Origin of the sequence: Nannocystis bainbridge, assembly GCF_028368995.1 — a bacterium.
GTDB classification, from domain to species: Bacteria; Myxococcota_A; Polyangia; order Nannocystales; family Nannocystaceae; genus Nannocystis; species Nannocystis bainbridge.
On sequence record NZ_JAQNDL010000001.1, the window covers coordinates 266,552 to 279,665 of the forward strand.

Genomic DNA, 13,114 nt, shown 5'->3' on the forward strand with positions numbered 1-13,114 from the left:
CTCGCTGACCCGCCTCGCCTTCGTGCCCTGTTCCTCGCTGGCTTCCGTGCGACCGCCTCGCTCCTGCTCATCGCCCGCCTCGCCTCTGCTCGGCGCTCGTCTCGCCCGCGCTCACGGCCCCGCGAGGTAGTCCGGTGGCACGTGCTCGACCAGCCAGACCCCGTTCTCGGCGCGGAAGAACACGAAGCCAGCGGCCACCATCCCCGCCGCGTCGACCCGCAGCACCGCCGGTCGGCCGTGGCGCGCGCCGACCTTGTGGGCTGTGATCGCGTCGGCCGACAGGTGCACGTGGTGGCGGCGCATCTTCAGCAGGCCCTCGCGCAGGATCGCCGCCACCGTCTGCTCACCCGTCCCGTGGAACAGCAGCGGCGGCGGCATCGCCGGCACCAGCTGCAGGTCGACCGCCACCGTGTGGCCCTGATTGGCGCGGATCTTCGTCCCCGTGTCGTCGAACGCGAACCGCTGCTTGTCGCTGGTGCGCACGATCTCCTCGAGCTGCGCCCGCGACATCGGCCGTCGCTTGTGGGCGCACGCGGCCAGCAGCGCCTCGACCTCGACCCAGCCGCCCGCCTCGAGCTCGAGGCCGAGGCCTGCCGGATCGTGGCGCAGGTGCAGCGACAGGAACTTGCTCAGGCGGACCCGGGAGTTCGCGTCCATCGCCGCCACGATCGTCGATCTCGCCTCGGGAACAAACCCCTGACAGGCCTGTCGCGCGATCGGGCGACCGCCCGGGCACCGGCGTCGCGCGATCTCCCGCCCCGCTCCTGCACCCTCACCAAAGCACAATCATTTCATGCACATCCACCGCAGGCCCCGGCGTTGCAAACCTGTGTTGGCACGGGCGGCGAGCTCCTTCTCCTTTTCGGCGAGCTGCCCGACTTTGGCTTACTTGGCTTGAACCTGGCTTATCCGCGAAATTAGCCTTCACCTAACTTAGCAGTCCGCCATCCGCACCACCCCATCGGGTCGAGCCACGCTCGGCCCGATGCCCTTTTGGTCGCCTGACGGCGTCCGCGCCGGGTTTTTCGGCTATCGTCACCGGCCATGGCCACCGCGCTCCGCGGGACGTGCGTCGGCGCGCTCCTCGTCCTCGCCTGCGACGCCCCGGTTTCGCCCGAGCCGAAGGCCGCACCCGCGGTCCCCGAGCTGGCCGCCTGCGAGCCGGTCGGCGACGACGCCTGGCCCGAGCCGTGGGCTGACGCCGAGCTCGAGGTCCTGGCGCGGGTCAACGCGCTGCGGGCCCGGGGCGGCAGCTGCGGCGTCCTGCAGTTCTCGCCTGCCCCGCCCCTGCGCATGCAGCCCAACCTGCGCTGCGCCGCCCGCCTGCACACCGACGACATGGTCGAGCGCGCGTACGTCAGCTCGGTCGACCCTGACGGCCTCGGCGCCGGCAACCGGATCGCCAGGCTCGAGTACAACGCCGCCACCTTCGCCGAGGTCGTCGCCGTCGTCACCGAGGACGACATCGACGAGCTCGACGACGCCGACGACGTCGTCACCGCCTGGCGCGACAACCCGACCTCGTGCTGGCAGCTGTTCGCGCGCGAGCTCACCGAAGTCGGCGTCGGCGGCCGCGAGGCCACCTACATGGCCAAGGAAGCCGAGGAGCCGCAGCGCGCCGCCTACTGGACGCTGACCCTCGCGACCCCGCGCTGACGCCCGCCCGACGCCGACACGCCCCACCGCGCCCCGACCGCCTCGCTCGCCACTCACGCCCGATACGCCCGCCCCGCGCGTCTCCCCACGTCCCCGCGCGAGGCTCGCGGCCGGACCGTCGCCGTCGCGCGCGCGCCTCTGCTAACCTGCCGGCATGCTCTCGCGCCGCGTTCGACTCACCTGTCTCTTGGCACAAGTCTCTTCGACCATGTTCCTCGGGACAGCTTGCAGCGACGACGGCGATCCCCTGACCGCCGGCGAGAGCAACACCGTCGGGCCCGCCACCGACACCGACGCGTCCACCGATCCCACCGCCGCCCCGACCGACACCGGCGACACCACCGGCGGCTCGGCCGACGACCCGGCGTGGATGACCCCGTACTGCTACACGGTGGCCGACACCAAGTGGCTGGCCCCGTGGATCGAGCGCGAGCAAGAGGTGCTCGCGCAGATCAACGCCGCGCGGGCCAAGGGCGCCGACTGCGGGTCGGAGGGCAGCTTCGGCCCCGCGCCGGCGCTCACCATGGACGTGCGGCTCCACTGCGCCGCGCGCAAGCACTCGCTGGACATGGCCGAGCGCGGCTACTTCGACCACACCAACCCCGACGGTCAGGATCCGTTCGACCGCATCGACGAGGCCGGTTACACCGGCTGGGGCGCCGCGGGCGAGAACATCGCCGCCGGCTCCGACGATCCCCCGCTGACCGTCCAGGGCTGGCTCGACAGCGACGGCCACTGCGCCAACCTCATGAGCCCCCAGTACAAGCACACCGGCGTCGGCTTCTACGAGGGCACCGGCAACCTCACCTACTACTGGACCCAGACCTTCGGCGCGCTGCTGCCGTGAAGCCGCCTGACCCCGGGCCCCCCGCGGTGCTATCCTCGCCGCCGATGCCCCGCACCCGCCGCAGCCTGCTCACCGGCGCCGCCGGCCTGTGCGCCGCCGCCTGGGCTCGCCCGCTGCGCGCCCAGGAGCCCGGCCTGTTCGGCCCGCTCGTCGGCGACGAGTTCCGCGAGCCGACCGCCGTCCTCACCGTCGACCTGCCGCAGCTGCAGTACCCCGGCAAGTGGAACCCGCGCCCCGGGGCCATGCGCGAGCTCGCCGTCGAGCTGCGCCTGCGCACCCGCCTCGAGCCCGTGCGCGAGCCCAGCGTCGTCACCGCCGACTCGCGGCGCCTGTTCGACACCCCGTTCCTCTACGTCGCCGGCGAGGGCAGCCTGCCGCCGCTCGGCGCCGCCGCCGAGACCGCGCTCGGCCGCTTCCTCGACCTCGGCGGCATGATCCTCTTCGACTCCGCCGACGGCGGCGCCGACCTCGGCTTCGAGAAGGACGTCACCGCCTTGCTCGGGCGGATCTTGCCCGGCGCCGCGCTGTCCCGCGTCGCCGCCGACCACGTCCTCTACCGCTCGTTCTACCTGGTCGAGACCCCGCTCGGCCGCACCAGCACCTTCGACCACGTGCTCGGGATCCACGAAGAGGGCCGCCTCAAGGCCCTGCTGGTCCGCAACGACCTCGGCGGCGCGCTGGCCCGCGGCGAGTCGGGCCTGTTCACCTGGCCGTGCGTCCCCGGCGGCGCCGAGCAGCGCGAGTGGGCCTTCCGCTTCGCCGTCAACATCCTGCTCTACGCCACCTGCACCGACTACAAGGCCGACCGCGCCCACGTCGAGACCCTCCTCCGCAACCGGCGGTGGCGCTGATCCATGGAGCGCTGGCGCATCACCGCGGGCCACGTCCCCGGCACTCTCGGCCTGCTGCTGATCCTCGCGGCCGTGGCCCTGGCGATCGTCGAGGCCGCCCGGGCCTACCGCAAACCTGTCCCTGGGGTCAGCCCGCGGCTGCGCGCCGGCCTGTTCGCGCTGCGCTGCGCCGGCGCCCTCGCGCTGCTGGCCGTCGCGCTCGAGCTGTCGCTCAGCTTCGAGACCACCAGCGCCGCCGGCCCGCGCCTGGTCATGCTCGTCGACGACAGCGCCAGCATGGGCATCGCCGACGCCGCGTCGGCCAGCCAGGCGACCATGCGCCGCATCGATCGCGTGCGCGACCTGTGGCGCCGCTCCGAGCCCGCGCGCGCCGACTGGAAGGAGCAGGGCCTCGCCGTCCAGGTGCGCCGCTTCGGCGAGGGCAGCGAACCGCTCTCCGGCCAGGCCGAGGCCACCCTCGACCTCGACGCCCGCCAGCCCGCCTCCGACCTCACCCGCGCCTTCGCCGAGCTCGCCGCCATCGACCCCGCCGTCGACCCGCGCCCGCTCGCTGGTGTCATCGTCGTCTCCGACGGCCTCTTCGACCGCGCCGACCGCGGCGGCGACGACCCGCTGGTGCTCGCCGCCCGCGAGCTCGGCGTGCCCGTCACGGCCGTCGCCGCCGGCGCCCCGCACCTCGTCGACCTCGCCCTCACCGAGCTGCGCGCCGGCGAGTTCGCCTTCGTCGAGAACGTCGTCGAGTTCGCCGCCGACATCGAGGCCCACGGCCTCGAGGGCGTCAAGACCGAGGTCGTCCTGCGCCGCGACGGCCAGGTCGTCGCCACCGAGCCCTTCGTCGCCCCTGCCAGCGGCGAGACCACCGTCCGCTTCGAGGTCGCCCCTGACCGCGTCGGCCAGTTCGTCTACGAGATCGAGGTCCGCCCCGTCGACGGCGAGGCCAGCCCGCACAACAACCGCCGCGCCTTCGTGGTCAAGGTCCTGCGCGACAAGGTCCGCGCCCTGCACGTCGCCGGCCGCCCCGACTGGGACGTCCGGGCCCTCCGCACCCTGCTCGGCCGCGACCCCAACGTCGAGCTGCTCAGCTACTACATCTTGCGCGGGGCCGACGACGCCGACCGCGAGGACCCGTTCGCTCCGCTGTCGCTGATCGCCTTCCCCACCGACGAGCTGTTCAAGGAGCAGCTCGGCAGCTTCGACCTCGTCATTCTCCACAACTTCGACGCCCTCAACCACCAGGTCGGCCGCTACTTGCCCGACATCGGCCGCTACGTCGAGGAGGGCGGCGCCCTGGTGATGATCGGCGGCGACATGGGCCTCGCCACCGGTGATTATCCCGCGCCCGCGCTCTCGGCCGTCGTCCCGGTCGACCTGCGCGTGCCCACCGGCCTCGACGTCGAGCCGTTCCGCCCCGCGATCACCGACGCCGGCCGGCGCCACCCGATCACCGCGTGGATCGATCACAGCCGCCTGTCCGATTGGTCGACCCTGCCGCCGCTCGACAGCTACAACCCCGCCAAGCTGGCCCGCCACGAGGCCGAGATCGGCAGCGCCGTGCTGCTGCGTCACCCCGAGGGCGGCCCGCTGCTCACCATCGCCGAGCCCGGTCGCGGCCGCGTCCTCGTGTTCAGCACCGGCGCCAGCTGGCGGCTCGGCTTCCACGCCGACCTCCCGATCGTCGACGGCGCGCGGCCTTACGATCTCCTGTGGCTCGGCGCGATCCGCTGGCTGCTGCGCGACAGCGCCGCCGACCGCCTCACCCTCGAGACCGACCGCCCCACCTATCTGCTCGGCGCCCCGATCACCCTGCGGGCCGCCGCGCTCTCGCCCTCCTACGCCCCCGAGGCCGGCGTCGAGGTCGGCTGGCGCGTGCAACCACTCGGCCACGCCGCCGACGATCCCGGCGCCGATCCCAACGCCCCCGTCACGATCCTGTCCCAGGGGACATGGACCACCGACGCGCTCGGGCGGGCCAGCGAGACCCTCGGCGGCGGCCTCTCGGTCGGCGCCTACGAGGCCGTGGCCCAGCGCGCTGGCGGCGACGAGGCCTCCGCCGCCCCGCAGCAGGCGCGCCGCGTCTTCCTCGTCCAGGCCGCCGGCCGCGAGCTCACCCGCCTCGCCAGCGGCCCCGGCGACGAGCGGCTGCAGCGGCTCGCCGAGGCCACCGGCGGCCGCTTCTTGCGCGCCGGCAGCGACGACCTGCCTGCCTCCCCGCCGCTGGCCCCCGATCGCCAGGATCGCGAGCGCGTCGACAGTCGCCGCGACGTCCCGGTCTGGAGCGGCGGCCTCGCCATGGTCTTGCTCATCGTCTGTCTCGGCGGCGAAGTCCTGGTGCGGCGCCGGGTCGGCCTCGCCTGAACCCGCACGCGCGCCCTCGCCGGCCGCCCCTGCTTTATCGCGGCCGTCTCGGCTAGAGTCCTTGGCCGATGCCCTCTCGCAGCAAGCCGCCCGCCGACGACGACCGCAGCCCGCCGGGACGCGTCTCGCGGCACATCCAACCGCTCGGCCCGCGCGTGCTCGTGCGCCTGATCAAGAGCCCCGATCGCAGCGAGTCCGGGCTGTTCCTCCCGGCCGGCGCCAAGGACAGCCACAGCGAGGCCCTGCTCGCCGAGGTCGTCGAGGTCGCGCGCACCATGCCCAAGCCCGGCTTCGTCATCGACGAGGACGACGACGACGACGACATCAAGGCCGACCTCGGCGAGAACGTCAGCGGGATCCCCGTCGGCGCCCAGGTCCTCTTCGCCAAGGATCAGGGCATCGCCGTCCCCTGGGACGAGAGCCTGCGGATCCTCGGCGTGCGCCACGTGCTCGCCATCGTCGACATCATCTCCGAGGATCACCTGCAGTGAAGCTCCGCGCGCCGCGACCCGCCTCCGACCTCCTGTCCGCGCCCGTCGCGGCGCCGCGCGCCGGCGCGCCCGACATGTCCTTCGGGACATCCGGAAGACCTCGCCGTCCCGCCACGGACCTGTCCTCCGGGACAGCTGCATCCACCCCGCGGCGCGCCGCCCTCCTCACCGGCCTCGGCGTCCTCCTGTCCTTCGGGACAGCTCACGCCCAGGAGCCACGCGCCCTCGACCGCGCCGTCTCTGACGGCGTCGAGCGCCCGATCAAGGACTACTCCGGCGAGGGTGACGCCAGCAGCATCGAGCTCAACCCCGCCCTGCTCTCGGCGGTCAAGGGCCTCGACTTCGTGTTCATGGGTTACCGCTCGATCAGCCCGTTCACGCGCGGCGGCGGCCTCGGCGGCTTCATGAGCTTCAACCTCGGCTTCGGCATGGCCACCGGCATCGGCGTGCAGGCGCTGCGGCCCGGCTTCGGCGGCGGGTATCCCGACCCCTTCGCCCTGCGCAACCCTGACGCCACCAAGATCTCGTGGGCCCTCTCGGGCGGCGACGGCAAGATCGCCGCCTTCGGCCTCGGCGTGCACTGGCTGCGGGCTGACGGCCTCCTGCGCGCCCCCGACCTCGACGTCGGCCTCCTGCTGCGGATCCGCAACTACGCCTCGATCGGCGCCGTCGCTCGCTTCGGCGCCGCCGACCTCCGGGCCTACGGCGACCTCGCCAGCGAGCTCTCGATCCTCGGCGAGCTCGCCCTCCGGCCGCTCGGTAACCGCACCCTCGAGCTCGCCGGCGGCGTACGCGGCCGCTTCCGCGTCGACCAACCTGGCCTTCGGTTCAGCCAGTGGGACAACCTCGGCGCCCTCCCGCGCGGCCGCATCGCCGTGCGTCACAAGGGCCTCGAGCTCGCCGCCGAGGTCGAGCAGGTCCGCGTCCACACCCTCGATCCTTCGACCTACAACTTCGTGCGCGCCGACAAGGCCGTGCGCGGCTCGGTCCAGCTCGCGGTCGCCTGGGACTTCATGAAGGTCAGCGGCGGCGTGCACGCCGGCCTCGGCGAGGGCGTCGACGGCTTCGGCCTCGCTGCCCGCTTCTCGACCGCGCGCCAGGGTCGCGTGTTTTGGCCGCGCCTCGTCGACGTCGAGCGCGTCGACCTGTCCGCGATCAAGGGCGAGCGCCACCTGCTCGGCCTCTTGCAGCGGCTCGAGCGGGCCGAGAAGGCCGGCGCGCGCACCATCCTGCTCGTCGACGCGCGCAGCACCGGCCTCGGCTGGGCCAGCCTGCAGGAGATCCGCGGCGCCCTGGTCCGGATCCGCAACGCCGGCGGCCACGTCTTCGCCTACCTCGAGGACACCAAGCTCAAGGACTACTACCTCGCCAGCGCCGCCGAGCAGGTGTTCCTCCACCCTGCCGGCGAGCTCGCCACCTTCGGCCTCGCCTCGACCACCTTCTACCTGCGCGGCCTGCTCGACAAGCTCGGCGTCCAGGTCGAGGCGCTGCACATCGACGAGTACAAGTCCGCCCACGAGATGTTCTCGCGGACAGGTCCGTCCGACAAGGACGTCGAGCAGCGCGAGGCCCTGCTCGACGACACCTTCGCCCAGATCACCCACGACATCGCCCAGGCCCGCGGTCTCAGCATCGCCCAGGTCCAGGGCCTCGTCGACGACGCCCCCTACGGCCCTGCCAAGGCCAAGCAGCTCGGCCTCGTCGACGCCGTCGTCTTCCGCGACCAGGTCGTCGAGAAGATCGGCGACGCCGTCGGCGCGCGCGTCAAGTTCGCCCAGTTCGACGACACCGAACCTGACCCGAAGACCTGGTCGACCGCGCCCTACGTCGCCGTCGTGCTCGTCGAGGGCACCATCGTCGACGGCGAGAGCCGCACCATCCCGCTGCTCGGCACCCAGTTCACCGGCGGCGACACCATCGTCGCCCAGCTGCGGGCCGTGCGAAACGACCCCGCCTGTCAGGGCGTCGTCCTGCGCGTCAACAGCCCCGGCGGCAGCGCCCTCGCCTCCGACGTCATCTGGCGCGAGGTCTCGCGCACCCACGAGGCGTGGAAGAAGAACCCGCGCAAGAGCCCGCCGATCGTCGTCTCGATGGGCGACGTCGCCGCCAGCGGTGGTTACTACGTCGCCGCCGGCACCGACCACGTGTTCGCCCAGCCCACCACCCTCACCGGCTCGATCGGCGTCGTCTCCTTGCACTTCGACGTGAGCGGCCTGCTCGCCAAGCTCGGCGTCGCCACCCACACCTTCAAGCGCGGCAAGAACGCCGACATCTCCGGCCTCTACCGCCCCTACAGCCCCGACGAGCGCGCCCGCATGGACGCCTCGATCCGCCGCGTCTACGACCTCTTCCTCAAGCGCGTCGCCGACGCCCGCGGCAAGACCCCCGAGCAGGTCGACGCCCTCGGCCGCGGCCACGTCTACTCCGGCACCGACGCCAAGCAGCTCGGCCTCGTCGACGCCTTCGGCGGCCTGCGCGAGGCCGTCGCCCTCGTGCGCCAGCGCAGCGGCGTCGGCGAGCGCCGCGACCTCCAGCTGCGCATCGTCCCGGCCCGCAAGGGCATCCTCGAGCTCGTCCTCGACCTGCTCGGCCCCGATCGCGGCGACAAGGGCCTGCGCGGCCGGATCCAGGCCCGCCGCGACGCCGAGCCCCCGCTCCCGCTGGTCCTCACCACCGCGATCGCCCGCCTCCCCCTCGGCCTCCTGTTCCTCCCGCAAGATCAACCGAGCGCCCTCATGCCGGTCGTGCACACGATCGAGTGACGCCCTGCGAGGCGAGTGACCGCGTGATCCACCAGCGTCGCCTCGAGATCGCGCAGCTTCGTGGCGAGCACCGCGTGTGCCGCCGCGACGAGCGACCTTTCGCCGCTGCGAGGTTCCCCGTGAGCGCCTTCTGCGACCGCGGCGCCGATCGCGTCGGGTTCACGCCGCACCTTGCTGCCGCCTTCACACGCAACCGCCTTCGTCTGGCGCGCCCGCGGCCGCTCGCGCACACTGCATCCGCCGCATGAGCACGCGCCTCGCAAGTTTGGCCCTCTGCCTCTTCGCCTGCAACGCGGCCACCGCTCCGCCGCATCGTGCCGCACCTGCCCCTTCGAACATGCTCGAACAGACACCTCCCGCGCCTGCGCCCGTCCCCGCTCCCGAGCCTGAGCCTGCCCCGAGCGTCGACCCCGAGCGCGCCGCCTTGCTCGCCGGCTCCGCGCTGCCCGAGCTGTTGCCGGTCGCGCTGCCGGACGACCCGCTCGGCGTCACCATCCATCGCCTGAGCAACGGCCTCACCGTCTACCTCAGCACCGACAGGTCCGCCCCGCGGGTCACCGCCTGGATCGCCTTTCGCGCCGGCAGCCGCCACGACCCCGCGCACTCGACCGGCCTCGCGCACTACCTCGAGCACATGATGTTCAAGGGCACCGCGCGGCTCGGCACCCTCGACGGTGTCGCCGAGGCCCCGCACGTCGCCAGCGTCGCCGGCCTCTACGAGCGCCTGGCCGCCACCGCCGACGTCGCCGCGCGCGCCGAGATCCTCGCCGACATCGATCGCGCCACCCAGGCCGGCGCGGCCGTGGCGATCCCCAACGAGGTCGATCGGCTCTACGCCCAGCTCGGCGTCACCGACCTCAACGCCTTCACCAGCGACGACATGACCGTCTACAGCGCCGACGTGCCCTCGGCGCGGCTCGCCACCTGGGCCGAGATCGAGGCCGAGCGGCTGCGCGATCCGGTGTTCCGCCTGTTCTATCCCGAGCTCGAGGCCGTCTACGAAGAGAAGAACATGAGCCTCGACGCGCCCGACGATCGCGTCGACGAGGCCATGCGCCTGGCGCTGTTCCCCGGCCACCCGTACGGCACCCAGCCGACCATCGGCAGCGCCGAGCACCTCAAGACCCCGGCTTACGGCGAGATGGTCGCCTACCACCGCCGCAACTACCTGCCCAACAACGCCGCGATCCTGCTCGCCGGCGACGTCGACGCCACCGTGCTGCCGGCGCTCGAGCGGGCCTTCGCCGGCTGGCAGCCGGCCCCGCTCGCGCCGCCGGCCGCGGGCGACCTCGCCGGCCCGCGCGGCCGCGTCGTCCGCGAGATCGTGGCCGACGGCGAGCAGTCGGTCACCCTGGCCTTTCGGACAGCCCCGATCGGTCACCCCGACGACCCGGCCCTGCGCGCGCTCGAGCGGATCCTCGGCGACGACGTCGGCGGCCTCGTGGCCACCCGCCTGGTGCTGCCGCAGCGCCTGCCCGAAGCCGAGGTCTACGGGGCCCTGATGAACGAGGGCGGCTACCTCGCGCTCACCGGCGTCGCCCGTGACGGCCAGTCGCTGGCCGAGGTCGAGCGGCTGCTGCGCGACGTCGTGCACGCCGCCCGCGACGGCGCGATCGGCCAGGACGACCTCGACGCCGCCGTGCTGCACGCCAGCATCGACGACCAGAACGACCTCGAGAACGGCGAGCGCCGGGTCGAGCAGATGCTCGAGGCCTACACCAGCGGCCGCCCGTGGCGCGCGCACGTCGGCCGCCTCGCGGCCCTCAAGGCCCTCACCCCGGCCGACCTCACCCGCGTCGCCCGCACCTACCTCGGCGACGACGTCGTGGTCGTCCAGCGCCGCCGCGGCCGCTTCGCCCCGCCCGCGATCGAGAAGCCGCAGATCACCGCGGTCGCCATCGATCCGGCCCGCCAGAGCGACTACGCCCGCGAGGTCCTGGCCCGCCCCGTCGACGACCCGCCGGCCGAGCACCTGCGGCCCGGCCACGACTATGTCCGTTCGGACATGTCCTGTGGGCCACTCGTCGCCGCCCGCAACCACCGCACCGAGCTGTTCAACCTGGTCCTCCGCTACGACCTCGGGACCCGCCGCCGCCCGCTGCTCGGCCACGCCGCCGACCTGCTGGCCCGCAGCGGCGTCCGCGACGGCGCGCAGGTGCTCGACGCAGCCGCGCTGCAGCGCCGCCTCTACGCGCTCGGCACCGAGATCGACGTCGACGTCGACGCCGACCGCACCGAGATCACCGTCAGCGGCATCGACCGCAACATGGACGCCAGCCTCGCGCTGCTCGACGCCTGGCTGGCCGGCCCCGTGTTCACCGACGCCGTGCTCGCCGACCTGGTCGCCAACACCCTCAGCGGCCGGCGCGACGAGGAGGACGACCCCGACGACCTCGCGCTCGCCCTGCGCGACTACGCGGCCTACGGCGACGCCTCGCCGGTGCTGACCCGGCCGAGCGACCGCCAGCTCAAGCGCGCCAAGGGCCCCGAGCTGCTGGCCGAGCTGCGGGCCCTCCGCGACGCCGCCCACGTCAGCCTGTACTTCGGGCCGCGCACGGCCGACGCCGCCGCCGCCGCCCTGGTGCTCGGCGCCGGTCAGCCCGTCGACCCGCCGCCGCCGCTGCGCTACCGCAGCGTCGCCGCGCCGACGATCTACTTCCTCCACAAGGACGTCGCCCAGGCCCGCATCGACATCGTCCTGCCGCGCGGGCCGCAGCCCGCCGGCGACCGCCCGCGCGCCGAGCTGCTCGGGCACGTGCTCGGCGGCGACATGAGCGGCATGGCGTTCCAGGAGATCCGCGAGGCCCGCGGGCTCGCCTACCACGCCGGCGCGCACCTCGACCTCGGCGACCGCGTCGGCGACGACGCCGCCCTGATCGGCAGCCTCGGCACCCAGTGCGACAAGGCCGGCGGCGCCCTCGAGCTGATGCTGGAGCTGCTGCGCCGCCCCGAGCTCGCGCCCGACCGGGTCGCCGTGGCCCGCCTCGCGCTCCTGCGCGAGTACGCCAGCGAGCGCATCACCCCGCGCTCGCGCCCCGGGTGGGTCCAGTCGTGGCTCGACCTCGGGCACCCCGGCGACCCCCGCCTCGGCGCCGCGCAGACCATCCGCACCGTCGAGCTGGCGGCCCTGCAGAGCTACCTGGCCGAGTTCGCCGGCTCGGCCGCGATCGTCAGCGTGCTCGGCGACCGCCGCCGCGTCGACCTCGAGCGCCTGCGCGCCCTCGGCGAGGTCCAGGTCGTCGCCCCCGGCGCCCTGTTCCCCTACGCCCGCTAGCGCCTGTCCTCCAGGGCATGTCCGCGAGGACCTGCGCGAAAGCGCATGTCTTTTCGAACATGCACGAAAGGGCATGCCCTCGCGGACATGCCCGTCACGCCCGCGTCCGCGACCCGCTCACGACCCGCCGCCGAGCAGCTGCTCGACCTCGGCCTGCGAGCCGAGCACCCGGCGGGACAGCTCGAAGTACAGCTCGCGCTCGCGGCCGCCGCGGCGGCTGGCGCGGAGGATCGGCACCAGCGAGTGCAGCGCCTTGACCCGCTCCTCGAGGTCCAGCGTCAGCAGGCGCTCGACCAGCGAGTCCAGGGTCGGCGGCTTGTGCAGCAGCTCGGACAGCTCGACGCGGCGGCCGACCGGGATCGGCAGGCGCTCGAGCAGGTTGTCGAAGTGAATCGCCTCGTGGAAATCGAGGTGGCCGTCGAGGTTGACGAACATCGCCGCCAGGCCGACGGTCAGCTCGGCGCGCAGGTGGGCCTGCTGGGTCCAGGTGTCGCGCAGCTGGGCGACGTGGTCGAGGTCGACCCCGAGGCGGCGGGCGATGCGGTCGTGCACGGTCGCCTCGACGTCCGAGCCGGTGCCGTCGGCCAGCGCCATCTGCCAGCAGCGGCGCAGCACGTCCTCGAACCGGGACTCGTCGGTCAGGGGCGCCAGGTCGTGGAAGCGGCGCTCGAGCTGCTCCTGGCGCGACAGGATCTCCATCCACACCATCTGATCCTGCTCGCTCAGGGTCGAGCCGACGTAACGCAACACTTCGTCCCACTCGCCGATGTCGAGGATCTCGTCGGCGTGGGCGATGAGCCCGCAGCCCACCAGAATCCATTCTTGCTCGGAAGTGAGCGCCACCTTGCCTCTCTTTCGCCTGCCCGCAGGGTACAACA

At 73.4% G+C, this 13,114-nt stretch carries 9 protein-coding genes; 7 read left to right on the forward strand and 2 right to left on the reverse strand.

Annotated elements, in window-relative coordinates; all coding sequences use genetic code 11:
* Window positions 1-111: 111 nt before the first annotated feature.
* On the reverse strand, window positions 112-657 hold the full coding sequence (locus POL25_RS01065; protein ID WP_272083826.1) for an RNA 2'-phosphotransferase: 546 nt from the start codon (window positions 655-657) through the stop codon (window positions 112-114).
* A 387-nt stretch (window positions 658-1,044) separates the two neighbouring features.
* Between POL25_RS01065 and POL25_RS01070 the strand changes: the two genes are divergently transcribed.
* The 7 genes from POL25_RS01070 (at window position 1,045) to POL25_RS01100 (ending at window position 12,236) form a co-directional block, all read left to right on the forward strand.
* On the forward strand, window positions 1,045-1,656 hold the full coding sequence (locus POL25_RS01070; RefSeq protein ID WP_272083828.1) for a CAP domain-containing protein: 612 nt from the start codon (window positions 1,045-1,047) through the stop codon (window positions 1,654-1,656).
* 154 nt (window positions 1,657-1,810) lie between these two features.
* Window positions 1,811-2,503: a CAP domain-containing protein gene (locus POL25_RS01075; RefSeq protein ID WP_272083829.1), complete on the forward strand. Its 693-nt coding sequence runs from the start codon at window positions 1,811-1,813 to the stop codon at window positions 2,501-2,503.
* Window positions 2,504-2,547: 44 nt separating this feature from the next.
* Window positions 2,548-3,354, forward strand: coding sequence for a DUF4159 domain-containing protein (locus tag POL25_RS01080; protein ID WP_272083831.1), 807 nt, complete (start codon window positions 2,548-2,550; stop codon window positions 3,352-3,354).
* 3 nt (window positions 3,355-3,357) lie between these two features.
* Window positions 3,358-5,709, forward strand: coding sequence for a hypothetical protein (locus POL25_RS01085; RefSeq protein ID WP_272083833.1), 2,352 nt, complete (start codon window positions 3,358-3,360; stop codon window positions 5,707-5,709).
* Between the two features lie 68 nt (window positions 5,710-5,777).
* Window positions 5,778-6,200 carry a co-chaperone GroES gene (locus tag POL25_RS01090; protein ID WP_272083835.1) on the forward strand — a complete coding sequence of 141 codons (423 nt, stop codon included), beginning with the start codon at window positions 5,778-5,780 and terminating at the stop codon, window positions 6,198-6,200.
* The gene (sppA, locus tag POL25_RS44085) at window positions 6,197-8,962 is read left to right on the forward strand and encodes a signal peptide peptidase SppA (protein ID WP_272083837.1); all 2,766 of its coding nucleotides are present in this window, start codon (window positions 6,197-6,199) and stop codon (window positions 8,960-8,962) included. Before POL25_RS01090 ends, sppA begins: the two co-directional genes overlap by 4 nt.
* Window positions 8,963-9,299: 337 nt before the next feature.
* Window positions 9,300-12,236 carry a M16 family metallopeptidase gene (locus POL25_RS01100; RefSeq protein WP_272083838.1) on the forward strand — a complete coding sequence of 979 codons (2,937 nt, stop codon included), beginning with the start codon at window positions 9,300-9,302 and terminating at the stop codon, window positions 12,234-12,236.
* A 117-nt stretch (window positions 12,237-12,353) separates the two neighbouring features.
* Here the strand turns inward: POL25_RS01100 and POL25_RS01105 are convergent, their stop codons facing one another.
* On the reverse strand, window positions 12,354-13,079 hold the full coding sequence (locus POL25_RS01105) for a TerB family tellurite resistance protein (protein ID WP_272083839.1): 726 nt from the start codon (window positions 13,077-13,079) through the stop codon (window positions 12,354-12,356).
* Window positions 13,080-13,114 lie beyond the last annotated feature (35 nt).

Coding starts and splice junctions, on each gene's coding strand:
- POL25_RS01075 (WP_272083829.1), top strand. CDS start 1,811: ATGCTCTCGCGCCGCGTTCGACTCACCTGTCTCTTGGCACAAGTCTCT.
- POL25_RS01065 (WP_272083826.1), bottom strand. CDS start 657: ATGGACGCGAACTCCCGGGTCCGCCTGAGCAAGTTCCTGTCGCTGCAC.
- POL25_RS01070 (WP_272083828.1), top strand. CDS start 1,045: ATGGCCACCGCGCTCCGCGGGACGTGCGTCGGCGCGCTCCTCGTCCTC.
- POL25_RS01100 (WP_272083838.1), top strand. CDS start 9,300: ATGCTCGAACAGACACCTCCCGCGCCTGCGCCCGTCCCCGCTCCCGAG.
- POL25_RS01085 (WP_272083833.1), top strand. CDS start 3,358: ATGGAGCGCTGGCGCATCACCGCGGGCCACGTCCCCGGCACTCTCGGC.
- POL25_RS01090 (WP_272083835.1), top strand. CDS start 5,778: ATGCCCTCTCGCAGCAAGCCGCCCGCCGACGACGACCGCAGCCCGCCG.
- POL25_RS01080 (WP_272083831.1), top strand. CDS start 2,548: ATGCCCCGCACCCGCCGCAGCCTGCTCACCGGCGCCGCCGGCCTGTGC.